Genomic DNA, 26,986 nt, shown 5'->3' with positions numbered 1-26,986 from the left:
ACTTTCTGCCCATTACAATCAATTGCAAAAAGTGAAAAAGTTAGAATTATTAAAAAAAATCTATTCATAAATGTCTGTTCTTTATTTATGTTGTGTCGTCCTTCGCTTGCAGGTAACGTTATCAGGCTTTGCAACGGTACGAAACAAGTACAAAACAATATTTACCTAATGATTAATAATAAAAATATAAAATTATGAATACAGAAATCACAAATACAAGTACTGAGGCAAAACCTGTGTTAGGCGAGGTTTATTTAGATGCCCTTAAACTACATCAAGGGAATGATGAATTAAGACCGTGGATGAAAAAACCTTTTTATGTAAAAGATTTAGCAGTTGCTACTGACGCACATACAATGATTTGGTTGGATAAAAACCTTGTTGACGGATTAGAAGAATGTGACAGACCAAATCCTTCAATAGTTACCGATTCAATGCCAAAAGAAATAAATGAAAATTTCACTATTGATGTTGAAAAAATAAAGGATGCTATCAGTAAAATTGAATTAGTAGATGATTTTAATATCGTAGGCGAATCTATTAAATGCTCAGAATGTGATGGTGATGGTGAAGTTGAATGGGAATATGAAAATTGGACAAAAGATTTTGATTGTCCTAAATGTGATGGTGAAGGCTATAAATCATCTGAGACACGAGTAAAAAATGGAAAAAAAGTTATAGATCCTGGATTTCAAATTGATATTAAACAAAGTAGGTTTTCCGTTGAAATGATTTTAAAATTACTGAAAACGCAGGAAATTTTGAATGCAAAAGAAATAGTTCTTTGTTATCAAATAAGACCAAATGCACCATATGTTTTTATAATTGGAGAAGCAAAAGTACTATGTATGCCAATGCAGAAAATCGATGAGGATAAAGTTGTGGTAAATCTCGCCTAACGTTTCGCAACTTGTGGTAGTGGCGTGCCGTTATCTAAAATGCCAATAAATAAAAGACCAGTTACCGAGAAAGCCTCGATAACTCAAATGCAAAACAATAAAGCCGTTACCACAAATTGCTGTTATAGCTTGTGGTGGGTTTTTAATACTAAATATTATGAACGAATATACTTTTAGATTTTACAAAGGAGAAAATCACATAACAACAAAAACATTTCATAAAGAAAATGTAGAAGATGCTTATTTAGATGCCGATAAGTTTTTAAGACAAAACAAGAAGTTAATGGACGATTGGGAATATTCAGAGCCTAAAAAGAACTTGGGAACGCAAAAAAGTCCTTTCGGAATAGGTTCGTAACCATTAGCTATAACGTCTCGTGGCTTGGCGTCAGTTGGGGATTTGGTTAGCCAAATGTATTGATTTAAAAACCAACTTCCAAACACAAAACCAACTCTGGCAATGACTCAAACCCCAATTGCGCCAAACCGCTGTTATCGGCAGTGGTTTTAAATTCCTAATTCTATTGATTTAATATTGAATAAGTTGATTTGATTTATTTTATCTTTATGTATAATAATTGTTAATTTAGCAGGATGTTTAAATTTCATTTCGCTTAATTTAAATGTCCATAACATTATTTTTAATAAATCCTCATCGCTTATATTCTTATGCTCTTTAATTCTTGTGATACCTGAACCGAAAATAGGAACTGAAACAGTTTTTTGAGCATAAACTCGGTTTACTCTATCCCAGAAGTTAATTAAAAATTCTATGTATTCTGGCATTGTTAAAGTCGCTTTGTTATGCTCATCAAATTTAGAAAACGCAGTTAATATAAAGTCGTCATAAACAAAAATTGTGCTTAATTTGTATTGTACACTTTTTCCGCCTAATCGTCTATCGACTTGATTATTAATTACGTCTAATTCATCTGATTTTTCAACTATAAAATTATCAAGAACATCTGTCTGACCGTTAAAATATTTGTTTATAAAGATACCATTAAGCGACTTATTAGATATTATTTTATCATCAACTACCGTGTCAAAATAATCGTTAAATGCGATTGCTTTTAGACCGTCTTCGGAAAATATATCGCCACATTTAATATTTACATTACTTCCGTCAATATCAAAATCAATGTTAGTAAGATTATTAGCTTTAAACCAAATTATTAAATAGATAATTATCAAGATAAAAAAAGATAGATAACCAATATATTTTAAACATTCTTTATATTTTTCGGGTATAAAATTAAAAAGTAATATGAATGACAAAACTCCCGATATTACTGAAAAATAAACCCAGAATTTGTTTCTAACACCTTTGGCAAATAAATTAACTTTCATATAATTAATTATAAAAATAATCACTTGGTTTTTTTCCAGAATCTGCTCTAAAATCTGAATTATTTAAAGCCATTTTAATAGTTTCTTTATTCATAGGAACGTGCAATACTGGTACTTTTGTTTTGGAATCTCTAAATATTGGTAATTTTGACCATAAATTTTTTACAACATTATTTAAGCTCTTTTTATTAGAAGTTAGTAAATCTTCTTTTGTCTTTAAATCAGGATAAATTACAATGACTGGTATATTTAGAGTATTTATTCCATATTCAATTTCTTCTTTTACTGCTTTTGAATTTATTGTGTTGTCACTTAAAAATAAGACAATGTTTTTGGAATTTCTTAGTCTTTCTCTAAGTCTGGGTTTAAGTGTTGTTTCCCAATCACTATTATCACGAACATTATAAGTTGTATCGTGCGCATTGTTAAATGGAAAAGTACTATCTGACCCTTTCCAAGCTTTGAGCATATTGTAATAACAAAAGTCTTTAGATGCTTGAGCACCAAGTGATGATTCGTTAAATGGCTCACTTACATAAAATGCGCAATAATTGTAGATTTTACTCATGTTTTTTTAATAATTAGTTAATTTTTTTTAAGTTTTTGGGTACCATTGCCGATAACTTGTATATACTCGCTACAAAGTAGCGACAATCTACCCAATTTAGGATGTATAGTCGCTACGGAGTAGCGTATTTTTATCAAATGTATAAATAATATTTTTATTACAAATCATCAAAAGGACTTTTTATTTGTTGGATACTTTTTGTACTTACGTGGGTGTATATTTCGGTCGTTTTGCTGCTATTGTGTCCCAATAATTCTTGAATGTACCTCAAATCGGTTCCGCTTTCAAGTAAATGCGTAGCATAACTGTGGCGTAACCAGTGCAAAGTAACGGGTTTTCTAATTCCTGATTTTTGTATGGCTTGTTTTAAAACTTGTTGTAAGCTTCTATCATCATAGGGCTTTCCTTTGATTTGTCCTTCAAACAAATACGTTGTGGGTTTAAATACTTTATAATACTCCCGTAGCATTTCTAAAATTTTTGGGCTTAATGGGACTATCCTGTCTTTTTTGCCTTTTGAATTTTTAAGCAATACAATATTCCGCATCGAATCTATGTGAACGGGCTGGAGAGCCAATAATTCGCCACAACGCAGGCCACAACTATAAATCAATGAAAGCATCATTTTATGTTTGATGTTATTATGAGCGTTTAATATCAATTTTATTTCTTCTTTGCTTAATACATTGGGTAAAAGTTTAGCTCGTTTTGGTCGGTGAATTTTATCAACTTCAATTTTTGTTGCTCTGACTGTCATAAAATACAGTTTTATAGCGTTAACGATTTGGTTTTGGTAAGATGCTGACAAATTATTCTTTAAGATATAGTCATTGTTGTAAATGATTACATCGTCATTTGTGATTTCGGAAATGGGTTTTTCCCGATAGAAAATCAAAAAGGATTTCAAGGCATCGCTATAGGTACTAATGGTGCTTTCGCTATACCTTTTAGAACGCATCCATTGTTTGAATTTTTCGATTTGTGTTATTCCTTCGCTTGAAGGGACCAAATTTGCAGGGGGCGCTATGTTAAAACGCAGTCTGTTTTCCTCTGTGTCTGGGAGGTGCCAAACCGTTTTTTGCTGGCTCCACCGTGCGCCTTCTATTTGTTTGATCCTGGCAATCAGGTCTTGATTTTTTTCAAAATAAACGGCAATTCTATTTTCACTGTTGTGTTTTATCAGTTTTGCTGCCCAAGTCATATCGTGTTGATTTTGTGATTGAAAGATAGTAATTATTTTGGTAAATGAGGTTTTATTACTGCAATGTCGCTGGTGGTATTAAGGCTGTTTTGCGTGAGGGATAAAAGTGAAAATCCTTTTATGAAGCGTAGCGGAATAAAAGATTATAGCGGATAGCCCGACCTTTTTAGGGCACGCCCCAATTGATTTGCTAAATCTTGATTAATTTTTTAAATTATCTAATTATCTAGTTTTCAAATTAACCTATCTTTGCCCGCCGAACAATCGGAAGAAATATGCCAATATGAAGTTTGATTTATTAAAAAAAGATCCGCTGTCTAAAGCCAGAGCGGGAAGTATTACTACTGATCATGGGGTGATCGAAACCCCAATTTTTATGCCTGTTGGAACCGTAGCTTCAGTAAAAGGAGTGCATCAGCGGGAATTGAAAGAAGATATAAATCCGGATATTATCCTGGGAAACACTTACCACTTATACTTGCGTCCGCAAACCGAAATTCTTGAGAAAGCCGGTGGTTTGCATAAATTTATGAACTGGGACCGTAATATTTTGACGGATTCCGGAGGATACCAAGTGTATTCGCTTTCGGCCAACCGAAAAATTAAGGAGGAAGGCGTGAAGTTCAAATCGCATATCGATGGTTCCTATCACTTTTTTACACCAGAGAATGTGATGGAAATTCAGCGTACCATAGGTGCCGATATTATCATGGCTTTTGATGAATGTACTCCGTATCCGTGTGATTACAACTACGCTAAACGCTCGATGAAAATGACGCACCGCTGGCTGGACCGTTGCATCAATCATTTAGAAACACAGCCTGTTAAATACGGGTACGAACAAACGTTTTTCCCAATTGTCCAAGGAAGTTGTTACAAAGACTTACGCCAACAATCAGCAGAATATATTGCAAATTCCAATCAACAAGGAAATGCGATCGGCGGACTCTCAGTAGGGGAACCTGCCGAGGAAATGTATGCCATGACTGAAATTGTTTGTGAAATTCTGCCCGAAGACAAACCGCGGTACCTGATGGGCGTGGGAACCCCAATAAATATTCTCGAAAATATTGCGCTTGGAATCGACATGTTTGATTGTGTAATGCCTACGCGCAACGCCAGAAACGGAATGTTGTTTACAGCAAATGGTACGATTAATATCAAAAACAAAAAGTGGGAAGCTGATTTTTCGCCCGTTGACGAAATGGGAATCACCTTTGTAGATACAGAATACACCAAAGCGTATTTGCGTCACCTTTTTGCTGCCAATGAATACCTCGGGAAACAAATTGCTACGATACATAATCTTGGTTTTTACATGTGGTTGGTTCGTGAGGCCAGAAAACATATCTTAGCGGGCGATTTCAAGCCTTGGAAAGAAATGATGGTGAAAAATATGAACCAGAGACTGTAAAATAATTATGAGTTATAAATTATGAGTTAGCACGCATCTCATAATTCATAACTCATAATTCATAATTTAAAATATGCTAACAATAATTGACAAATACATCCTAAAAAGATATTTAGCCACATTTGTGGTGATGCTGTTGTTGTTTATCCCGATAGGAATCGTTGTGGACGTATCTGAGAAGATCAATAAAATGCTGGAAAATAAAGTTCCGATTTTAGAGATAGGTCTTTATTACTACAACTTTACGGTTTATTTTGCGAACTCTCTTTTTCCGATATTTTTGTTTTTATCGGTGATTTGGTTCACGTCAAAACTGGCGAATGATACGGAGATTATCGCTATTTTAAGTTCGGGGATTTCATTTACACGATTTTTGAGACCGTATATTATAGGCGCATCTATCGTTTCTGTTTTTGTATTGTTAATGGGATTTTTTGTTGTTCCAGCTGCCAGTGAAGGCTTTAATAATTTCAGATACACGTATTTGAAAGGAGGCGGAAAAGAAGCGATGCGCGGTGATAATACAGATGTGTACCGCCAAATCAATGACAATGAGTTTATTTATGTAAACAGTTTTAATACCGAGTCTAAAACAGCTTTTAATTTTTCATTGGAAAAATTTAAAAACGAAAAACTTATCCATAAAATCACTGCCAGCAGAATACAATGGAATCCAAAAGACAGTACTTACACGATGTTTGATTACACGAAAAGAACAGTGGGTGAACTAAATGATAAAATTGAAAAGCTACCCCAAAAAGATGCTGTTTTTGCGTTTGATTTAGAGGATTTAACACCTGTAGTTTACATTGCAGAAACTTTAAGTTTAGGAAAATTGAATGCCTTTATCGAGAAAGAAAGAGAAAGAGGATCGTCTAACATCAATGTGTATTTGGTGGTATTATATAAAAAATACAGCGTTCCGGTATCGGCATTTATTCTCACTATCATTGCGGTTGCGGTTTCTTCAATGAAACGAAGAGGAGGAATGGGGACCAATTTAGCCATTGGAATTGCATTGGCTTTTGCCTTTGTGTTTTTTGATAAAATTTTTGGCGTATTAGCCGAAAAATCGAGTATTCCGCCAATGTTAGCCGTTTGGTTGCCTAATATTGCTTTCGGAATTTTAGCCATTTATTTATTACGAAATGCAAAACGATAATTTAAAAAGTTACTTAAACCTTCATTTAATTGTTTTTATTTGGGGTTTTACCGCCATCTTAGGCGCTTTAATTACTATTACAGCAGATGCTTTAGTTTGGTATCGCATGTTTTTTGCCGGGGTATTTTTAGCCATTTTTATACTATTTAAGAAAAAATCGTTCAGAATCCCTTTAAAATCTTTTCTCAAATTAATTTTTGTCGGCTTGTTGATTGCATTGCACTGGATCTTCTTTTTCAAAGCGATCCATGTTTCCAATGTGTCAATTACGCTGTCGGTTTTTTCGTTGGGTGCTTTTTTTGCATCAATATTAGAGCCATTGTTTTATGGTCGAAAGGTATTGTGGTACGAAGTTTTTTTTGGACTCATCATTATCGCTGGATTGGCACTGATCATGAAGGTCGAAATCAATTATCTTGACGGAATGTTATACGCTTTGGCATCGATTATATTAGGCGTTTTATTTACGTTAATGAACGGAAAACTGATTGCAGATCACGATCCTTCGGTAATTTCTTTTTATGAATTTCTGGCGGGCGTTTGTTTCATCTCGATTTACTTTTTGTTTCAAGGGAAATTCACTTCTGACTTTTTTGTATTGACCGCTAATAATTGGATTCTAATTCTGATTCTGGCTTCCATTTGCACGGCGTATGCCTTTACAGCTTCGGTGAAAGTAATGCAGAAATTAACACCATACACCGTAATGTTGACGACGAATCTGGAACCGGTTTACGGCATTGTGTTGGCGTATTTTATCCTTGGAGGAAAAGAAAAAATGAGTTTTGAATTTTACATTGGCGCACTGATAATAGTCATCACCGTAATCCTGAATGGTGCTATTAAACACTATCAAAAGGGCAAAACAGAATAAGAATCTACTGCTTTGTTGAAGCAAACTTTTACACATAAATAGAATATTTACCTTTTCGACCGATTTAAAATTTTATATTTGCGGTTCCAAATAAAAACAAAAACGCAAAAATCCTATGGAATATTTAGATTTTGAGCTTCCAATAAAAGAACTAGAAGAACAGTTAGACAAATGTCTCATTATTGGTCAGGAATCAGATGTTGATGTAACGAATACTTGCAAACAAATCAACAAGAAACTAGAAGAGACTAAAAGAAAAATATACAAAAACTTGACTGCTTGGCAGCGTGTACAACTTTCCAGACACCCAAGTCGTCCGTATACAATGGATCACGTTCGCGCTTTGTGTGGCGACACTTTTCTGGAACTTTTTGGCGACAGAGGTTTTAAGGATGACAAAGCCATGATAGGTGGTTTAGGGAAAATTGACGGACAATCGTTTATGATTGTGGGACAACAAAAAGGATTTAATACCAAGACGCGTCAGTTCCGTAATTTTGGAATGGCCAATCCGGAAGGATATAGAAAAGCGCTGCGATTGATGAAAATGGCAGAGAAATTTGGCATTCCTGTTTTGACTTTGATTGACACTCCGGGAGCTTATCCTGGATTAGAAGCTGAAGAACGCGGACAAGGAGAAGCGATTGCCAGAAACATATTTGAAATGATTCGTTTAAAAGTGCCTATTATCACTGTTATTGTTGGTGAAGGAGCTTCTGGTGGAGCATTAGGAATAGGAGTGGGTGACAAAGTATACATGATGGAAAACACTTGGTATTCCGTTATTTCTCCAGAATCATGCTCGTCTATTTTATGGAAAAGCTGGGAATATAAAGAACAGGCTGCTGAGGCCTTGAAATTGACTTCAGCTGACATGAAAAAACAAAAATTAGTGGATGATATTATTCCGGAACCTTTAGGTGGAGCGCATTACGACAGAGAAACCACTTTCAAAACGGTGGAGCAATATATCATGAAAGGTTTTAACGAATTGAAAGACTTATCAACAACCGAATTAGTGGCTCAGAGAATGGAGAAATACAGTAAAATGGGTGAGTATAAAGAGTAAAATCTTACAAAATATAATTTGATCCGAAGCCTTACCGTTTCGGATTTTTTTTGGGTTATAAACAAAAAATAGTTACTTATGAACATTTATTTGTAACAACTCAATGCCAATTTTTTTTTTATTTTTGCTACTTTCGCTCTATGGAAAACTTCAGAAATATTAGTCCTGTTAAGGTTGATAAAACTACTATTATAAGCCTTGAAAAAGGAAAATTGCAACCGCAAGTTCTCGATTTAGAAGAGGCTGTACTGGGTGCCATGATGATTGACAAAAAAGGGGTCGATGATGTAATTGACATTCTGCAGCCCGATGCTTTTTATAAAGAAGCACACAAACATATATTTGAGGCTATCGTGCAATTGTTTACAGAAACGCAGCCTATTGACTTATTAACCGTTTCTGCGCAGCTCAAGAAAAATGCAAAATTAGAATTGGCAGGTGGTGATTTTTACTTAATTCAGCTTACGCAAAAGATATCGTCCTCTGCACACATCGAATTTCACTCCAGAATCATACTTCAAAAATTTATTCAACGCAGTTTGATTCGGATTTCGACTGAAATTATTGAAGAATCCTATGATGAAACAACAGATGTTTTTGATTTATTAGACAGAGCCGAATCTAAATTATATGAAGTCACACAAGGAAATATAAAACGTAGTTCGGAGACGGCGCAGAGTTTAGTATTGCAAGCCAAAAAACGAATTGAAGAAATTGCAGGCCAAGAGGGTTTGAGTGGTGTTGCAACCGGTTTTGACAAACTGGACAAGATTACTTCAGGCTGGCAGCCAAGCGATTTAATCATTATAGCGGCAAGACCTGCAATGGGAAAAACAGCATTTGTACTATCGATGGCTCGAAATATGGCAATCGATTACGGAATGCCAGTGGCCTTATTTTCTCTGGAGATGGCATCTGTGCAACTAATCACCCGTTTGATATCCTCAGAAACTGGTTTGTCATCGGAGAAATTACGTACCGGAAAACTGGAAAAGCACGAATGGGAACAACTGAGTACCAAAGTTAAGAATTTAGAAAAAGCACCTCTGTTTATTGATGATACACCTTCATTGTCTATTTTTGATTTAAGGGCTAAATCAAGACGTTTGGTTTCACAACACGGAATCCGAATTATTATTGTCGATTATTTGCAATTGATGACAGCTGGAGGAAACGGAAAAGGTGGAGGAAATAGAGAGCAGGAGATTTCAACGATTTCACGAAACTTAAAAGCATTAGCCAAGGAATTGAACGTTCCTGTAATTGCCCTTTCGCAATTGTCCCGTGCGGTAGAAACTCGTGGATCCAGCAAAAGACCTTTATTATCTGATTTACGTGAATCGGGAGCGATTGAACAAGATGCGGATATTGTATCTTTTTTATACCGTCCCGAATATTACAAAATTGACGAATGGGATGACGATGAAGCTTCACCAACTGCGGGTCAGGCGGAAATAATGATTGCCAAACACCGTAACGGTAGTATAGAAAACGTTCGACTGAAGTTTATAGGACATCTCGGAAAATTTGATAATCTGGAAGATTATAGCGGTGGTTATGATGATTTACCATCCAGTATGAATCAGGATGATAATCCTTTTATCACCAAAAATTTACCGTCTGCCAATGACGCGTTTGGAAGCAATTTGAATGATCCGGATGATGATAGTGATGTTCCTTTTTAACATACGTTCCTTTTTTGAAATACGATTCAAGCCTACTTTTGTAGGCTTTTTTTGTAATTAATACCATTTTAGTTTTTAAAATACCGGAATATTTATTGTCAATAGTGTCATTTCAACCAAGGAGATTTAAACGAAGTGAACAAGTGAAACAAATCACATCAAGTTATTCAGATTATAAGATTTATTTCTTTAAGTGTCAGGATCTAAATGGCAAATGTGTGCTTATTATTCCAGTGAATAAAAAAGTAAAACTGGAAATATTTATTTAATGTAACATTTTTTATATTGTATATAAACCTTTTCTTCATAAAAGCAAAAAAAAAACAGTACTTTAGATTTTCTTTTTCTTAACGGAATAGTAGTATAACTAAAAAACTAAACATTATGTCAGAAGAAGCCGCAACAGGTAACAATGCATCTGAGGGTGCAAAAAAAGTAAACACCATTCCGCTAATAGAGGCAAAAAAATGGGCCAAGCGATGGAAGAAAAAAGAAGGGAACTACAACAAACACCACGAATTAAATGCCTTTTTAATTCCAAAAATAGATTTATTGGAAGTATTGACCGAAGACGTTGATGCCGTGAGAGCCTATATTGGGATTGATGATAATGGAGTGGAGAAACTAATGATCGTAGGTACGAAATACGATCCACTAACAAAGATTTATGTCGATATGATTACCGTTGGGGTGGGGAATGAGCCAGCCGGGCAAGATGATATTTATGATTTTACAACTCCTTGTCCAAATGCTTGTGATAAAAATAGCCCGCTTAACCAGTAGCCGCTTGATTTTTAAAGTTTGAAATTTGTGTAATATTAAAATTTAATAATTATACTTCAAGACAAAAACTTATTAGATTATATCTCTAACGAAGTGTACAAATCAGTGAAAGGATAATGTGACGACATCTAATCTGGTTTACAAAACGCTGTATTGGTAGATAAAAATGAGATTTTGAGCATACTAAGTATTTCAGAAAAAATAGTAGGTATTCGCTTTATGTAAGGTTTAGAGGACCATTTAAATCTTAACTCTATTCGACTTTTATTGATACCGTGTTGCAAATAAGATTTCGGCAGCTAATTTATTCCGATTTTAACAAAAAATGGTTATCGTGAATATTTTGGGAATCGTTATTTTGTAGATGAGGTATCTGAATTATTAGCAAATTTTGTACAGTATCAAATGCAATTTAATGATGCTTTAGAATATAAAAAAAACAATAAGAGGAGGTTTTTTTGGTGAGAATTCTTTGGATAACAGGTTTTAGAATTAGAATTGCGAGTTTATGGCTTTTTATTTTGAGATAAGTGATAACATTATCAAGTCCGTTCTCTTACCTTAAAATGATCAAACGCGAAATTTTGCTACCGTTTACATGGATTCGACCTCCAATGCCTACAAGGTTGTGATGGATATTAGACAAGTTTAGCAACATTGATGGTTGAAAAATATTTTATAGAGCGTGAATTGAATTTTTATAGAAAGTTCATTGATGTGATATTTTTTTAAAATTGGATGGGAGTAGCAAGTATAACGAAATGTATTATTTTGTCTCACCTTTCGTAAGCAGTATGATTAAAATGCAGGATTACAAGGAAGAAGTTCTTTCTACGATATACTATGACAAAACAGTTCTCTTTAAAGCATTGCTTAAAATAATAAATTAGAACAGGCTTTTGTATGGCTAAAGAACAAATTTGATGAGTAGGTGGGAGAATACAATGTTGCTTTAGTTTAATAGTATTAAAGATTTGTTGTTTTTATGTGGCGTTGTTTTTTAAGCAATGATTCATATTTTATGTAAATAGAAAAAAAATAATGGCAATTATCAATTAAAACTATGTACTAAAAGACTTATTAGAAAAGCATTCGTCAAATAAATCAATTATAAAACTTAATGAGATGGGTTTGTATACCACTATAAATTTAATGCTTTTGCCCTATGGCGCAAAGGAAATCTATGAATTGTTATATAAATCAGCCAATTACCTGTTAGCTTTTAACATACTTTTATTTCTAAAAACTGCTGTTAAGGAAAAAATATTTGTAATATTTTTCTGCTATCTTTTGACGGTAGGTGTGATTCAATTCTATTCAACTTATTTATTTAATAAACGCATTAATAATATTTGGTTGTCCCACTATTATTTCATTTCTCAATTTTTATTTCTTAGCTTCTTTTATTATTATTTACTAAAAAAAAGGAAAATAAGAATTGTCATTGGCGGGATTATAATTTTTACGATGGTCGTTTTTACATTTCAATATTCGATTGAGGATCATGTTTTTGAAAAGTATAATTCATTAGGAATTTTTATCACGCAAGTTGTAATTTCGTCCTTTGCAGTAATATATTTCTTAAATACTCTTACTAAAGAAAAGTCATATTCATATATAAATTCCGGTATTTTTATTTATATGTTAACAAGTTCGTTAATTTTTGCGGCAGGAAATTTATTAGTTGAAACTAGTCCTTCTTTATATATGTATTTTTGGGTATTAAATGCTTTCTTTTGTTTATTATATCAAATCTTAATTAATATCGAATGGTGGAAGAGCTTTTATCGGAAGAAAACAGATTAGTTTTAATTGTTGCACTTGGGGTCTTTCTAATATTATTCATGGCTTTGTTGCTAATACTTTTCTTTAAACTTTCACAAAGAAAAATCATTCAAAAAGAATTGGAAAAAAAAGATTTAGAAATTAAGTATCAAAAAGAGCTTTTAAGTGCTGTTATTATTACACAAGAAGAGGAACGCAAGCGTATTGCGCAAGATTTGCATGATGATATTAGTTCTAAACTCAATATAGTTTCATTAAACAGTCATTTGCTGACCGCGCCTAATTTAAGCGCTAATGAAGTAATTGAAATCACAGCGAATATTATTAATCTTGCACACAAAGCATTAGATAATTCAAGGAAAATTGCACACGGTTTGCTACCGCCGGTTTTAGATAAATTTGGATTGCATGCAGGGGTGGAGGAATTATGCATGGAATTTAGCAGTTCCAAAGCTGTAGATATAGATTATCAAAATAAAACGACATTTGCTATTTCAGATAACGATAAACATTTGCATGTGTTTAGAATTTTGCAGGAACTGATGAATAATTCATTACGGCATGGAAAAGCCACGGTTATTTCCATTCTTTTTGAAGAACAAAATGGCGTGAAAAATTGTCATTACACGGATAACGGTACTGGTTTTGAAATCAAAAATAATAAAAATCAGCACGGTCTCGGAATGAAAAATATAGAAAGCAGAATCGCTTTTTTGAACGGTAAATTGACCTTAGAATCAACATTAAACAAAGGGATTTCCGTAGTTTTTAATTTTTAAATAATGAATAAAACTATAAAAATTGTATTAGTGGATGATGAAATTCTTTTTAGAAAAGGAATTTCTTTTTTATTGGGGCGCGAGACAAATATTAAAATTATTTTTGAAGCGTCTGATGGGAACGAATTGATTTCTTTTCTCCACAACAATAAAAATAATCACCCTGATATTATTATCATGGACTTAAAAATGCCCGGAATAAATGGTGTCGAAGCGACAAAGATTATGCATGCCGAGTTTCCTGAGTTAAAAATTATTGCATTAACGAGCTATAACTCTAAATCTTTTGTTGCAAATATGATTGATGTGGGTGCGGTTTCGTATTTAATAAAAACCGCGACGCCCCACGAATTACTGACAACTATAAATGAAGTTGCTGAAAAAGGATTTTATTATACGGATCAAGTCATGAAAATTATTCAAGCGGACGTGTTGACTTCTAAAAAAACAAAAAGCATATTAGACACTACTTTTTTAACCGTTCGGGAAATTGAAGTCCTTAAGCTTATTTGTTCGCAAAAGAGTACAGTTGAAATTGCAGATGCTCTTTTTATTAGTCCAAGAACCGTTGAAGGACATCGAAATAATTTATTGTTGAAGACAGATTCCAGAAATATTGCAGGCTTAGTTGTCTACGCAGTTCAAAATCAAATTATGCTGCTTGATGTCTAAGATTGCAGGTTAAATTCAAAAGTAAGAGCAATAAAGTTTATGGTTAGTAGGTATTTCTGGCGTTTTTAACTTTTTTTGAACTGAAACGTGTACCCTCTCATGTCTTTTTCTAAAGTTGTTTGCAATAATTCTTTAACGGAACTCATGCCTCCAAAATCTCGATGGTAGGAAAATAAAAATTTTGACGTTGTGATTAATTTTAAATCGGTATCGAAATGGGTCTGCGATTTGATCAGTTTTTTGGTGATTTTTTGGAGTTGTTCGTTGATAATTTCACTCTCATAATAATCAATTATTGGATTATTTAAACAAATACTTTTTAACGCAAAATGGATTCTGTAATCCAACTCTTTTACTGCCTGTGTTTTTATAAAATCAGAGTAAAATGGATTGGTAAAGTATCCAAAACCCATTTTAAATTTAGTCTTCCTTAAAATTCCGTGCTCAATATCGTTTAATGAAAGTAAACAATGAGCAATTTTTATTCTTTTCAATGTGAAAATGGCTTCACGATCTGCCGTATCTTTTGAAATGATATGAAAAAATGCATTGTAAATATTTATCCAAAATGTTTTTCTCAAATCATTAGTATCCAAACTTTTCTCCAGTTTGGCTTGTCGGATATAAAAAAGCTGTCTTCTGAGCACTGTGGAATCCCCTTCGAATTTTGCTATAGAGAGAATTTCCTCTGATAAAGTGGTATAATAATTTTTCAAAATGATTTTTTTTAGTGATTTACAGACGGAGATGTTGGAAACAAAGCATGTAGAAAGTTAAAATCAGAATTACTAATAGACATAATCCTATTTTTTTCAATAAATTCATTAAATTAAACGGGTCATTGCTTTCATTTGGATTCATTACTAAATTTTTCATTATGATTGCTTAAGAGATATCTGCGAATTTATGATTAAGATGTAGTTTGGCTATGCGTATTTTTACGTGTTTTATTAAAAAAGACAATTTTTGTAATTCATTTAAAAGTTAAATTTGAAATAATTCAAATGCTTAATTTCTATCTTTGAGGTATCAAAATTTTCAGAATATGCGCAAACGATTTCTATTTATACTCATTTTGTTACTGTCAATAACAAGTAAAGCGTCTTTTATTTTATTACCAATGGATGAAACTTCGCAGAAAAATCATCTGAAAGCGTATGGAATAACTTATTGGTGTTTGGATAAAAATTATAAAGCAAGCTGGTTACTCAATTACCGTGGCGGATCTTTTTTACTGCCTGATGCAGAGGAAATTCGTAAAGAATGTCAGATTCGGGGTGTCAGTTTTGAAATAATTTCTGATGGAGAAGAAGTAGCCATATTAAATGAAATTTCCAGTCCATCCCAGAATATGGAATCAGTAATATTAGAAAAAGCTCCAAAGATTGCCGTTTACACACCCAAAGGAAAACAACCTTGGGATGATGCTGTAACTTTGGTTTTGACCTATGCTGAAATTCCTTTTACTCCCATTTATGATGAAGAAGTACTTAGTGATCAATTATTGCTTTACGATTGGTTGCACTTGCACCACGAGGATTTTACGGGACAATACGGAAAATTTTATGGAGCCTATAAAAATGTTCCTTGGTATATTGAACAAAAGAAAGAGGCTGAAACATTAGCTTCAAAACTAGGATATTCCAAAGTTTCTACTGAAAAAGGAGCTGTAACCAAGAAAATCAGGGATTTTGTAATTGGAGGAGGATTTATGTTTGCGATGTGCTCGGCAACGGATAGTTTTGATATTGCTTTGGCGGCTGACGGACTTGATATTTGCGAAGCCATGTTTGATGGCGATGCCAGTGAAGGAAATTACCAATCAAAGATGAATTACAATAATTCTTTTGCCTTCAAAGATTTTATTTTGGAAAGAAGACCCGAGCAATATGAATTCTCAGATATTGATATGACTTCGAAACGAAGAATTCCTATGGACAAAGATTACTTTACTTTAATGGAATTTTCAGCAAAGTGGGACCCAATTCCTAGTATGTTGTGTCAAAATCACACGCAGTTGGTCAAAGGATTTATGGGGCAAACTACCGCTTTTGATTTGCCTCTAATAAAATCAAATGTCTTGGTTATGGGATCTTGTGAATTAAATGGGGAAGCACGTTACATTCATGGGCAAAAAGGCAAAGGGATGTTCACGTTTTATGGTGGACATGACCCCGAAGATTTTCAACATCAGGTGGGTGATCCACCTACGGTTTTAGACTTGCATTCTAATTCACCGGGCTATCGCTTGATTTTGAATAATGTGTTGTTTCCAGCAGCCAGAAAGAAAAAATTGAAAACATAAGGTAAAAATAAAAGTCAATCGGAAATCGATTGGCTTTTATTTTTTAGCCCTGATGGTAGTGGCATCCTTTCTTTGCCTTCTTTAGGCAAAGAAAGATATAACGGACAGCAGGAACAGCTTCTGAAAATTACAGCACTCCGTGTTCGTTTTCTTTGTCTAAATATTCTTGTACAATATCAATTGCATTCGTAACTACGTCGCTTAAGGCTGTGATGAAACTTCCTTCTTCGGCGCAATTTATGGCATGTTTTATCGCTTCGGTTTCTTTAGGAATAATTTCATAAGTAACGGTTTTACCGGAATTTTTGATACCTTCAAGAATTAAATTAATGATTTCATCTTCAGTTCTTCCTCTCAGGTATTTTTCTTGTCGGATGATAATGTGGTCGAACATTCGGGCGGCAATAGTGGCACATTCCCTGATATCTTCGTCACGACGGTCGCCAACTCCTGCTATAATTCCAATTTTCTTAGTAGCATCTACACTATGAAGGTATTCTTCGACACCTTTATAGCCTGATGCATTGTGAGCAAAATCAATCAATACTTTGAATTTTTTAAACTCAAAAATATTCATACGACCTGGAGTTTGTGCGGCACTTGGAATAAAAGTTTGCAAAGACAAGCTGATATCTTCAGTTTTGAAACCCCATAAATAACTCGCTAAAGTGGCTGCGAGTACATTGGCAATCATGAATTTCGCTTTTCCGCCCAATGTTAAAGGTACGTGAGTGGCACGCTCGATGCGGATTTTCCATTCTCCTTTTTTGATGGTGATGAAACCATTTTCATAAACAGCAACTGTTTTTCCTTCGGCACAAAGTTTTTTTATGAAATCGCTGTCTTCGCTTAAACTGAAATATGCGACATTACAATTCAGGTCTTGACCTATTTTTACACAATGCTCGTCATCACCATTCAAGACAGCCCAGCCGTTTTTCTTGATACTTTTGACCACTGTGGCTTTCACCCTGGCCAAATCACTTAAGGTATGAATGTCACTTAAACCCAAATGATCTTCCTGAATGTTAGTTATAACCCCGATATCACAACGGCTAAAACCCAGTCCAGAACGAAGAATTCCGCCTCTGGCAGTTTCCAGAACAGCGAATTCTACAGTTGGATCTCTCAAAATATATTCGGCGCTTAAAGGTCCTGTAGTATCTCCTTTTTCCATCATGTGATTTTGAACATAAATCCCGTCTGATGTGGTGAATCCTACTTTAAATCCATTATTTTTAACAATGTGTGCCAAAAGACGGGTAGTAGTAGTTTTTCCATTAGTTCCTGTCACAGCAATTATTGGAATACGACATGATTTTCCCGGGGGATATAACATGTCAATTACCGGTGCCGCAACGTTTCTTGGCAATCCTTCCGAAGGCGCAAGGTGCATTCTAAAACCGGGCGCCGCGTTGACCTCCAAAATTACACCGCCATTTTCTTTTAACGGTTGCGTTAAATTTTCGGCCATAATATCAACTCCGCAAACATCGAGTCCAATGACTCTTGAAATCCTTTCGGCAAGAAAGATATTTTCCGGGTGCATCATATCAGTTACATCTACAGATGTTCCGCCGGTGCTTAAATTTGCTGTGGATTTTAAAAATACAATTTCTCCAATATTTGGAATAGTTTCTAATGTGTAGTTTAGTTTTTTCAATAAATCTTCGGTATCCCGGTCGACATCAATTTGAGTCAGTACATTTTCATGTCCGTAACCTCTACGTGGGTCCAGATTTGTGGTGTCAATTAAATTCTGAATGTTGTCCGTTCCATTTCCTATAACATGAGCAGGAACTCTTTTTGCAGCAGCAACTAATTTATTATCGATAACTAATATTCTAAAATCGAAACCAGTAATGAATTTTTCTACAATGACACGTTGGCCGTATGCTTGCGCAAATGTTAAACCGGCAACCGCATCCTCCCAATTAGTAACATTAATAGAGGCGCCTTTTCCATGATTTCCGCCCAAAGGTTTTAGGACAATAGGATAGCCAATTTTTTGTATCACTTCAGCTAAACTGTCTTCATCTATACAAATGCTTCCGCTGGCTACGGGAATGGAAGCCATTTCCAACATTTTTTTAGTTTGTTCTTTATTGCAGGCAATATCAACCGCAATGCTGCTTGTTTTACAGGTAATTGTCGCCTGAAAACGCATTTGATTGATGCCGTATCCAAGTTGTACTAAAGAATTTGTTCCAAGTCGTATCCAAGGAATATCTCTGGAAACTGCTTCTTCCACAATGCTTCCGGTGCTTGGCCCAAGTCTCACGCGCTTGCGAATTTCTCTCATTTTCTGCAAGTCGGCATTCACATCATATTCAGTCCCCGCAATTAATGCTTCGGCAATGGCAACTGAGGATTCTGCTGCAAAAAGACCTACATTTTCTTCGGTATAACTGAAAACTACATTATAAGTTCCGGAAGTTTTAGTTTCTCTTGTTCTTCCAAAACCGGTTTCCATTCCGGCAAGCGACTGAATTTCGAGTGCAATATGTTCGATGACATGTCCCATCCAGGTTCCGCGTTCTACTCTGGAAAAAAATCCGCCTTGACAACCTTCAGAACAACGATGTTCAATCATTGAAGGAAACATTGTTTCAATACGTTCTTTAAATCCGTCTATTTTATTGGTAGGTAATTGCTCCATTTCTTCCAAATCCAAACGCATTTGAATTAATTTTTTTCGTCGAATACTCCAAATATTTGGTCCACGAAGGGCTTGTATTTTAATTATTTTCATAAAAACGGAAAAATTATTTTTGTGTAAAAATGTAGTTGAATTTAAAGTCTTTATTTCATTTTCACCCAGTAATAATTTGGATAAAAAAAGTAAATTACAATCTAATAATTCAAACTAAGTAACTTAGAATAGAACTAAAGTAAAGTTTTTACAATAGTAATCAAAATTTATTATTTGAAAATTAATTAATAGTATCTCTGTTGGCGGTTATTGAAAAAAAAACACAACTTCAAATGCTCTTTTTTATCTTTTTGGTTATTTTTACAAAATGAATATACTTGGAAAACTAATAATAATAGGCGGTGCAGTAGATAAAGGAAGTTTTACAGAAACCGATTTAGATAAAAATGCCACCAATAATTTAAACTTTTTTGAAACTGGAATTTTAAAAAGGATACTAAATGAATCAAAACACAAAGAAAAATCACGAATAGAAGTCATTACGACGGCTTCAGTCATTCCGAGAGAGATTGGTCCTGAATATGTTAAGGCATTTGAATATTTAAATGCTAAAAATATTGATATTTTACATATTGAAAGAAGAGAACAAGCAGCTGATGAAGCTGTTTTGGCCCGATTAAAAGCGGCTGATATTGTTATGTTTACCGGAGGTGATCAACTGAGATTAACTTCTATTCTTGGTGGAACACAATTTCATGATATGCTATTGGATAAATACCATAATGAAGAATTTATATATGCCGGAACTTCGGCTGGCGCAGCAGCAGCCTCGAATAACATGATTTATCAGGGAAGTAGCTCAGAAGCATTACTAAAAGGTGAAGTTAAAATTTCAAGTGGATTGGGTTTAATTGATGGCGTTATTATCGATACTCATTTTGTGCAACGCGGCAGAATTGGCAGACTTTTTCAAGCAGTGGTTGGCAATCCTAGAGTATTGGGAATCGGACTTGGTGAGGATACAGGACTATTAATTACTAATAATAAAGATATGGAAGCGATAGGTTCTGGTTTAGTTATTTTAGTGGACGGTCGCGAGATAAAAGATACTAATTTGACAAAAGTAGAGTTAGGTCAGCCCATATCCATCTCCCATTTGGTAACTCATGTCATGAGTAAATTTGACACTTACAGTCTTGAAACGCACAAAATGTACATTCAATCTTCTCATTATTTGTAACATTTAATGGTGCAAACTAAAAGCATTATCAAATATGAAACTAATTATACATGGTGGTTTTTTCTCGGAATCATCAACCAATCACGAAACAAAAGTCGCTAAGCAAAAGGCTTTAGAGCGAATTGTCAAAGATTCTTACGATTTTTTGAAAACACACACCGGATTAGAGACGGTTGTTTATGCTATTTCCCTTTTAGAAGATGACGAATTATTTAATGCTGGAACTGGATCGCAAATACAAAGTGACGGAAAAATAAGAATGAGTGCTGCGATTATGGATGGTGAAACCCAGAAAATGAGTGGCGTCATCAATATTGAAGCAGTTAAAAATCCTGTTCAGGTTGCCCAAGTGCTAATGCAATATGACGATAGAATTTTGGGAGGAAGTGGAGCAACTAATTTTGCAAGACAACATGGTTTTGAACCTTTTTCAACTGAAATTCCACAGCGAAAAGCGGAATATGAAGCGAAACTAAAATCACTGGGAACAGGAACGGTAGGTTGCGTGGCTTTGGACCAAAATGGTAAAATTGCCGCAGCGACTTCTACTGGCGGTAAGGGATTTGAAATGCCGGGTCGTATATCTGATTCTGCTACTGTAGCCGGGAATTATGCCAACGCATTTTGCGGCGTGAGTTTGACCGGAGTAGGTGAGGACATCGTGAGTAATGCGACGGCGGCAAAAATCGTCACTCGAGTTACCGATGGGTTTTCATTGCAAGACGCTTTCACCAAAACGTTTAGCGAATTGAAACCTTATGAAGGTTTTGCAGGCGCAATTGCTATTGATAATCAAGGAAATGTGTTTCATCAGGATTCGCATCCAAGTATGGTTTTTGCCAGTTTTGACGGAGATAATTTTGAAGTTTTCGATTAAACGGTAATGAATTAAATTGTTGTTAATTTAAAGAAAATTCAAACCAAATAGGAATGTGATCCGATACTGTCCGGGCTTCTTTTAATGAAGTATAATTTTTATAAAAGTGAATTATACCCGATTTTAGGGAATTTACTTTTAAAGAATTGTAATACATATTGTCAAATTCGGATGCGAGGCATTTTTCATTTTTACATTCTTGTTTAAGCGATGTTTTTTGATCAATCAAAATTGATTCGTACCCCATTTTTTTCAAAGGATTAAAAACGTTATGCGATTGTGGACAGTTAAAATCTCCCGTAAAAATTAAATTTAAATGAGGATATTCGTCCGGTAGAAATTTAAAATATTTAATTTCGGTTTCAGGTTGACTTTTTTTAGAAATGGCATGAAAATTTACCACTGTAAATTGTTTATTTTTATATTCGAACGTACAAAAATAGGGTTCTCTTACTATTTCTTGATGGTATTTTTGTTCGAGCCATGCTCTTCCAATTTTTTTTACCTTGCTAGTTTTCCAAATAAAAGCGTAACGCTCGGTTTTATAGGCACTGCTGCTGGTCGGGTCACTAATCACATAATCCCATTTAGCGCCTTTACGATTGAGTTCATCGGCCAGTTTTGCTACTGCCTGTGCTCCTCCATAACCCGCAACAATTTCCTGAATTGCAATGATGTCGTATTCTCTCAGCGTATTGGCGATGTAGTTTATTGTTTTCTCTGATTTAGATTTTCCAAAATTTTCTATATTCCAAGAAAGCAATTTGGTTTGAGATAGAATGCTGAAGGGGAAAAGTACAAGTAGGAGAAAATAAAAGGATTTCAATGCATTCAAATGTTACGGATGTTATAAGTTGTAAAATTAGAATAAATCGACGATAGTTATTCGATATGGACCAGATTTAATTTATTATCTCTTTTAGTAAAATTGATAAAGGAAGGATTAAATTATTTCCTCATTTTTTTAAATTGGTAGCTATGAAACTGAAATTAGAGCTTCATTACTTTTTTGCATTTTAATAGTATAAATTTCTTTTCTAACCTCATTTACAATATCTATTGTAAGATGTTTTGATTTTAAATGTACTTTATTTTTAAAAATTTGACCGTTTTTTAAGCGTAATTTTAAGCTGTAGCTTTTGTAGTCATTCTTTTTTATAATGATAGCAATTACGACCAAGAAAGCAATGATTAGGATTAAGTCAATTTGGAAATATAAATAATTAAATGCCGCTATACCTGCAGCAGACAGCAATATTAGAACTTCATAAATGGTTTTCATTTTGTTTACAGTTATGTAAATTAGATCTAAATCAGAAAATAAAATTTGTTTATTTTCTTTTGTTTTGAGAATTAAAAGTATTCCATTTTTATTTAATGTTAATTTTCTAAAATTATTTGTAAGGTTCATGACGTGTGTTATTTATCTTAATTAATTTACCGTTATTCTTAGAGTTTGCAGAAAAACTTTTTTTAATTATTTATTTCTTCCATAAATAATAAACTAAATAAATAAGGCCAATTGCGCCTATAAGCAACATTACTATTTGTACAAAAAACAATAAATTTGTATTTAAAAGGTGTAATGGTTTCATTATTTTTATTGTTGGTGTAAATTTTATTTACTGAAAAATTGTTAATCAAGTTTAGTTTCAGGAATTATATAATGATCGTATGAAAGCATGATTTTTCCTTTATTGTTTCTTGAGGAATGCTGGATAGTATTTTCATTCTTGTAAATATCAAACGGATTTTGGATGAAATTTTTCTTGTAAAATTCTTCAGAAATTTTCGTTGAATTTTCTTCGTCAGAATCAAATTTTCGGCCGTTTAATACTGTTATTAAAATTGCATTTTCTTTATTTGTCCTATTATTGTATTTGTGTTTTAGTTTTGTTGGATAAGAAAAAAGCAGGATTAATACTATTACCCCAATTAAAATATTTTTTTTCATTTTGTCTTTAATAAAGATTTAATCACATCATTTATTTACTATTTTCAATTAAATTTTCTAAATTTTTTTATTTGTATTTTTGTCAACAGTCTTTTATTCATTTCCATTGGTTTATTCAATTTCGTATTTAAAACTTCTGTTTTGATTTTCATGTGTAGACATTTTGATAAGGAAACGGTATTTGCCGATAATGATTTCTTATCAATCTTTAGATATTCTTTTACATAATTTTCACCATCTTAAATTCTTTTGTTCCATTTGTCATATACTTGATTTTCTTTTTCTTTCACAGTGAAAGGATTCTGAACTTCGTTTTCGTAATTTTTCAAGACTGAATTGATTATGAAAATAATTTAAATTTATGATTTCCTCAAAGTTAAAAGCGATAAAGTAAATTTCCTTACGGTAAACCGTAACGCATCAAAATAATAATATGTATTATCTAAATGTTATTTTTCGATTCTCTTAAAATGAAGTATAGCAGTTAAAAATATTTATGGTGATTGTTAAATTCTAAACGCATATTTTTTTTGCAATCGAATCGAGAAGTAAAAGAAATTATATTTTTATCCAGTTACTGGCAATCCAATCTTGTAAATGATCTTTGTGGACTTCATTTTCTAATTCGGGATGTTGTAAAAAACTTTCTACTTTTTGAAAACTGGCTTTAGTTTGGGGAACTTTATATTTTTCTAAAACTGATTGCAGAAATGGATTATTTGAAATTCTTCTGTTTTATCGATATATATGTGATCAAAGATTTCAGTACAATCGGAATTATTTGTCAAATCAATTTTTTGAGAATATCCGTTAAATGCTAAGTCTTCTCTTGTAAAATTGGCCATTTTAAATGATTTTAAAGTTTATGGGGTAAACCTAACATCTTTAAAAACTATATCTTTACGGGAAACCGTAAATGGATTGTTTTTTTTTAAATTTAAAAAAGAATGGCATTTATTTTTGAGAGTATTAACTCAAGGTAGATGGTTTAAAATAAATTGGTTCTTTGTTTTACTAATTTTTTATGAAATAGTTAAGTTGCCTAAACTAGTCCTAAATCTTTAGTAATGGCTATCAAATGCACATTGTTAGTTGCTTTAAAATATATTTTTAATTTATTAATTCGTTTTTCTAAGCTGCTGCTTCCATTTGGAATAATGCCTGAATCTTTGAATTCGGAGGATATATCGTCAAGTGTAAATCCTTTCGCTAAGGATTTTAAAAGAGTAATATCATATGCTTCAATTTCAAATAATGATTTGTCTCTCATTGCGTACGCAACCTCTTCAGATAATTCGATTTCTTGGTTGTTATAAATGCGGTAAATTGCTTTTTTAAGTTCCGGAATACTGTCTCTGCCTTTTAATACATAAGCGTTAATACCTATATTTTGAAAAAGTGATTTTATTCGGTAAGACTTATCCTCAATAGAAAAAACTATTGTTTTTATATCTGGTTGTATTTTTTTTACTTCTTTAATCAGTTCTTCACCTGACTCCAATCGAAGTTCTCGATGATCCGGTTTGAATGACAAATCACTAATTAACAATTCATAAGGGACTTTATCATGAAGTGCTTTTTTTATTTTCAAAAAAGCATCATCGCAGTACTTTGAATGATGAATTTCCATTATGGATAGTTCTTCAAGTGCTTTAATTGAGGCTATACTGATACTGTCTAAATCTTCGGCAATTAATACTTTATTAAACATAAGTAACTGGTTTATAATGAAAAATTAAAATTAACTTTAAATCCTACATAAGATTTAGTATCAAAAGTAATAGTTCCTTTTCTGGTTCTATTACGGTTTTCCACATTCAGCAGTCCATTTTTTTAATTAAATATTTTATTTCTTATTCAAAGCCTGCTATCATTGCAATCGAGGTGTACTTTAGTTTAAAATTCAAGACTGATAAAGTTAAGTTGCACGATATAATAAACTTAGATTATTAACAGAAATGTTTATTTACGATCAGATTTACTTCATATCGGGAACTCACAACTCACTTTAAATCCTTTATTAGATTGGGTGTCAAATAAAATTTTTCCTTTTATGGAATGAATGCGATTTTCGATATTCTGTAAACCATTTTTCGAAGCTAATTTTTCAAATGTTGCGCCAACTCCATTATCACTATAATTTATCTGTAACTTATTTTCATTTTTTTTGAAAGAGATTACGACTAAGCTACATTTACTATGTTTTTTCATGTTTACCAATAATTCTTGAAGGATACGATATATGATGATTTTTTTGTAATTTTCAATATTGGACCAAAATATGGTATCGATACCGTTTGTAATAACATTGACTTCCTTGGTATTGAAACCAGATAACATTTCTTTTAAATGAGACGCAAATGGTGTTCCGGTATTTATATTGCTATTTTCTCTTGAGATATTTCGGGTTTGATAATAAATTGTGTCTAAATGTGAAATCAATATTTTTTTATTTTGACTTGACGATAAATCTTGTGTTTCAGCAAAAGCCATCGTTTGGAAAACGTCATTTGCTAATTCATCGTGAAGTTTTTTAGAAAGACGAATTTCAGTATTATACGTTGCTTTTATTTTTTCTCTTTTATTTTTTATTTTAAGATAGTTCGCAATAATTATACTCAATAAAATAAGTATTACCAATGCAAAATAGATAAGCTGATCTCTATATAGTTCCTGTCTTTGTTGATTTGCTTGCTGAGTTTTTAATTTTAGATTCTCCTCTTTCACTTTCTTAAAATCGTATTTGATTTTAGCAAATTGATTTTTTGCTTTTTGTCGGACGTCAGTAATACTGTCATTAATGTGAAGATATGCGAGAGAATATTTTTTCAGTTGATCATCTGAGGTATTTTGTATTAATAATTTTAAACAAACTAGTCGGTCGTCCACATGGTTTATTTCAGTCGCTTTGTTGTAGGCAAGGAGAGCGTATTTAATAGATAGATTTAAATTTCTAGTTTTGTAATATTCAGATAAATTGTAATAACTTGAAATCAGTCCCCATTTATCTTTTATATCTAACCTTGTTTTTAATCCTTTAATTAAATAAAAAAATGCTTTTGAATTTCCGGATTTATCATAAGCATGTCCCAAATTATCATTTATTTGAGCAATTTTCTCGGCATTATTTATAACTTTTTCTTTACGGGTCAATGGTAAGAGAATTTGTATTGCTTTTTGATACTCACCTTTTTCAGTGTAAGCTATACCGATATTATTTAAAATTCCAGATTTTGTGTCTTCATCTGTTTTCGAATTTATTGCTTTTTTAAAATAATATATAGCTTTGTCATTTTCATGGGTAAGCAAGTAATTATTACCTAAACCTATATATATATTAGTTTCTCCATGTAAATATTTATTTGAATTCTCTATTAATGGAAACGCTTCAATACTTGTAGTTTCACTTCCGGCATTATCTCCCTGGTTTCGTTGTATTTGTGCCATCCAGCTTAAAGTGTGAATAATTCGTGAAGTATCTTTTTTTATTGCGGCAGCATATTTGGCTTTATTAAAGTAATAATAAGAACTATCAAATGCTTCGTTTTCATAATGTTTGTGGCCAATCTCTATGAGTCTATTGATTTCTGTAAGATCTTGTTTTTTGGGGGCGTTATGTCTCTTTTTCTTCTCACAGGATTGTGTGGCAAAAAGGAATGCCAAGAATACATAAAAAACCGGTAAATATTTTTTTTTGCACATCATTGCACGAAATT

The 26,986-nt window shown here is 33.1% G+C and carries 26 protein-coding genes; 15 read left to right on the top strand and 11 right to left on the bottom strand.

The genetic code is table 11. The annotated features are described in order from the left end of the window. The 3 genes from ACP7AV_RS11950 to ACP7AV_RS11940 all read left to right on the top strand — a co-directional run. The coding region (locus ACP7AV_RS11950) for a hypothetical protein (protein ID WP_426092136.1) at nt 1–198 on the top strand (198 nt) is incomplete at its 5' end. Further along, nucleotides 195–899, top strand: a complete 705-nt coding sequence (locus ACP7AV_RS11945; RefSeq protein WP_426092135.1) for a hypothetical protein — start codon at nt 195–197, stop codon at nt 897–899. The genes ACP7AV_RS11950 and ACP7AV_RS11945, both read left to right, overlap by 4 nt. A 157-nt stretch (nt 900–1,056) precedes the next feature. Next, nucleotides 1,057–1,257 carry a hypothetical protein gene (locus tag ACP7AV_RS11940; RefSeq protein ID WP_426092134.1) on the top strand — a complete coding sequence of 67 codons (201 nt, stop codon included), beginning with the start codon at nt 1,057–1,059 and terminating at the stop codon, nt 1,255–1,257. Between the two features lie 149 nt (nt 1,258–1,406). Here the strand turns inward: ACP7AV_RS11940 and ACP7AV_RS11935 are convergent, their stop codons facing one another. From ACP7AV_RS11935 to ACP7AV_RS11925, 3 genes are all read right to left on the bottom strand, one after another. After that, on the bottom strand, nt 1,407–2,249 hold the full coding sequence (locus tag ACP7AV_RS11935) for a macro domain-containing protein (protein WP_426092133.1): 843 nt from the start codon (nt 2,247–2,249) through the stop codon (nt 1,407–1,409). 4 nt (nt 2,250–2,253) lie between these two features. Next, nucleotides 2,254–2,817, bottom strand: coding sequence for a TIR domain-containing protein (locus ACP7AV_RS11930; RefSeq protein ID WP_426092132.1), 564 nt, complete (start codon nt 2,815–2,817; stop codon nt 2,254–2,256). Between the two features lie 157 nt (nt 2,818–2,974). Continuing rightward, the gene (locus ACP7AV_RS11925; RefSeq protein WP_426092131.1) at nt 2,975–4,018 is read right to left on the bottom strand and encodes a tyrosine-type recombinase/integrase; all 1,044 of its coding nucleotides are present in this window, start codon (nt 4,016–4,018) and stop codon (nt 2,975–2,977) included. Nucleotides 4,019–4,301: 283 nt separating this feature from the next. Here ACP7AV_RS11925 and tgt point away from each other — a divergent pair, with 283 nt between their 5' ends. From tgt to ACP7AV_RS11880, 9 genes are all read left to right on the top strand, one after another. Continuing rightward, nucleotides 4,302–5,432 (top strand): tRNA guanosine(34) transglycosylase Tgt, encoded by a 1,131-nt coding sequence (tgt, locus tag ACP7AV_RS11920; protein WP_426092130.1) that lies wholly within the window; start codon nt 4,302–4,304, stop codon nt 5,430–5,432. 73 nt (nt 5,433–5,505) lie between these two features. Next, nucleotides 5,506–6,594 (top strand): LptF/LptG family permease, encoded by a 1,089-nt coding sequence (locus ACP7AV_RS11915; RefSeq protein ID WP_426092129.1) that lies wholly within the window; start codon nt 5,506–5,508, stop codon nt 6,592–6,594. Further along, nucleotides 6,581–7,468, top strand: coding sequence for a DMT family transporter (locus tag ACP7AV_RS11910; RefSeq protein ID WP_426092128.1), 888 nt, complete (start codon nt 6,581–6,583; stop codon nt 7,466–7,468). Before ACP7AV_RS11915 ends, ACP7AV_RS11910 begins: the two co-directional genes overlap by 14 nt. A 115-nt stretch (nt 7,469–7,583) precedes the next feature. Then, nucleotides 7,584–8,537 carry an acetyl-CoA carboxylase carboxyltransferase subunit alpha gene (locus ACP7AV_RS11905; protein ID WP_426092127.1) on the top strand — a complete coding sequence of 318 codons (954 nt, stop codon included), beginning with the start codon at nt 7,584–7,586 and terminating at the stop codon, nt 8,535–8,537. A 140-nt stretch (nt 8,538–8,677) separates the two neighbouring features. After that, nucleotides 8,678–10,222, top strand: coding sequence for a replicative DNA helicase (gene dnaB, locus ACP7AV_RS11900; RefSeq protein WP_426064723.1), 1,545 nt, complete (start codon nt 8,678–8,680; stop codon nt 10,220–10,222). 384 nt (nt 10,223–10,606) lie between these two features. Continuing rightward, complete coding sequence (locus ACP7AV_RS11895) at nt 10,607–11,005, top strand: hypothetical protein (RefSeq protein WP_426092126.1); 399 nt, start codon at nt 10,607–10,609, stop codon at nt 11,003–11,005. A 1,125-nt stretch (nt 11,006–12,130) separates the two neighbouring features. Then, nucleotides 12,131–12,811 (top strand): hypothetical protein, encoded by a 681-nt coding sequence (locus ACP7AV_RS11890; RefSeq protein WP_426092125.1) that lies wholly within the window; start codon nt 12,131–12,133, stop codon nt 12,809–12,811. After that, nucleotides 12,775–13,569, top strand: coding sequence for a sensor histidine kinase (locus ACP7AV_RS11885; RefSeq protein WP_426092124.1), 795 nt, complete (start codon nt 12,775–12,777; stop codon nt 13,567–13,569). The genes ACP7AV_RS11890 and ACP7AV_RS11885 overlap by 37 nt, the downstream gene beginning before the upstream one ends. Before the next feature lie 3 nt (nt 13,570–13,572). Beyond that, complete coding sequence (locus ACP7AV_RS11880) at nt 13,573–14,241, top strand: response regulator transcription factor (RefSeq protein ID WP_426092123.1); 669 nt, start codon at nt 13,573–13,575, stop codon at nt 14,239–14,241. A gap of 65 nt (nt 14,242–14,306) precedes the next feature. Here the strand turns inward: ACP7AV_RS11880 and ACP7AV_RS11875 are convergent, their stop codons facing one another. After that, nucleotides 14,307–14,957 (bottom strand): DUF547 domain-containing protein, encoded by a 651-nt coding sequence (locus ACP7AV_RS11875; RefSeq protein WP_426092122.1) that lies wholly within the window; start codon nt 14,955–14,957, stop codon nt 14,307–14,309. Between the two features lie 329 nt (nt 14,958–15,286). Here ACP7AV_RS11875 and ACP7AV_RS11870 point away from each other — a divergent pair, with 329 nt between their 5' ends. Beyond that, nucleotides 15,287–16,546, top strand: coding sequence for an asparagine synthetase B (locus ACP7AV_RS11870; protein ID WP_426092121.1), 1,260 nt, complete (start codon nt 15,287–15,289; stop codon nt 16,544–16,546). 127 nt (nt 16,547–16,673) lie between these two features. Here the strand turns inward: ACP7AV_RS11870 and cphA are convergent, their stop codons facing one another. Beyond that, a complete protein-coding gene (cphA, locus tag ACP7AV_RS11865) occupies nt 16,674–19,298 on the bottom strand; it encodes a cyanophycin synthetase (protein ID WP_426092120.1) in 2,625 nt (874 codons plus the stop codon). A 268-nt stretch (nt 19,299–19,566) separates the two neighbouring features. Between cphA and ACP7AV_RS11860 the strand changes: the two genes are divergently transcribed. Continuing rightward, nucleotides 19,567–20,439 carry a cyanophycinase gene (locus tag ACP7AV_RS11860; protein ID WP_426092119.1) on the top strand — a complete coding sequence of 291 codons (873 nt, stop codon included), beginning with the start codon at nt 19,567–19,569 and terminating at the stop codon, nt 20,437–20,439. Between the two features lie 34 nt (nt 20,440–20,473). Beyond that, on the top strand, nt 20,474–21,316 hold the full coding sequence (locus ACP7AV_RS11855; protein ID WP_426092118.1) for an isoaspartyl peptidase/L-asparaginase: 843 nt from the start codon (nt 20,474–20,476) through the stop codon (nt 21,314–21,316). A 22-nt stretch (nt 21,317–21,338) separates the two neighbouring features. Here ACP7AV_RS11855 and ACP7AV_RS11850 read toward each other — a convergent pair whose 3' ends face one another. The 6 genes from ACP7AV_RS11850 to ACP7AV_RS11825 form a co-directional block, all read right to left on the bottom strand. Further along, nucleotides 21,339–22,142: an endonuclease/exonuclease/phosphatase family protein gene (locus tag ACP7AV_RS11850; protein WP_426092139.1), complete on the bottom strand. Its 804-nt coding sequence runs from the start codon at nt 22,140–22,142 to the stop codon at nt 21,339–21,341. Nucleotides 22,143–22,292: 150 nt separating this feature from the next. Then, on the bottom strand, nt 22,293–22,598 hold the full coding sequence (locus tag ACP7AV_RS11845; RefSeq protein WP_426092117.1) for a hypothetical protein: 306 nt from the start codon (nt 22,596–22,598) through the stop codon (nt 22,293–22,295). Between the two features lie 354 nt (nt 22,599–22,952). Further along, the gene (locus ACP7AV_RS11840; protein WP_426092116.1) at nt 22,953–23,270 is read right to left on the bottom strand and encodes a hypothetical protein; all 318 of its coding nucleotides are present in this window, start codon (nt 23,268–23,270) and stop codon (nt 22,953–22,955) included. A gap of 692 nt (nt 23,271–23,962) precedes the next feature. Then, nucleotides 23,963–24,115 carry a hypothetical protein gene (locus tag ACP7AV_RS11835; protein WP_426092115.1) on the bottom strand — a complete coding sequence of 51 codons (153 nt, stop codon included), beginning with the start codon at nt 24,113–24,115 and terminating at the stop codon, nt 23,963–23,965. 197 nt (nt 24,116–24,312) lie between these two features. Further along, nucleotides 24,313–24,981 (bottom strand): response regulator, encoded by a 669-nt coding sequence (locus ACP7AV_RS11830; RefSeq protein WP_426064738.1) that lies wholly within the window; start codon nt 24,979–24,981, stop codon nt 24,313–24,315. A 272-nt stretch (nt 24,982–25,253) separates the two neighbouring features. Then, on the bottom strand, nt 25,254–26,975 hold the full coding sequence (locus ACP7AV_RS11825; protein WP_426092114.1) for a tetratricopeptide repeat-containing sensor histidine kinase: 1,722 nt from the start codon (nt 26,973–26,975) through the stop codon (nt 25,254–25,256). Nucleotides 26,976–26,986: the final 11 nt, after the last annotated feature.

This window comes from Flavobacterium sp. DSR3-2 (assembly GCF_049896525.1).
In the GTDB taxonomy this organism is placed as follows: Bacteria; Bacteroidota; Bacteroidia; order Flavobacteriales; family Flavobacteriaceae; genus Flavobacterium.
This window is presented reverse-complemented; position numbering and strand designations above follow the sequence as displayed.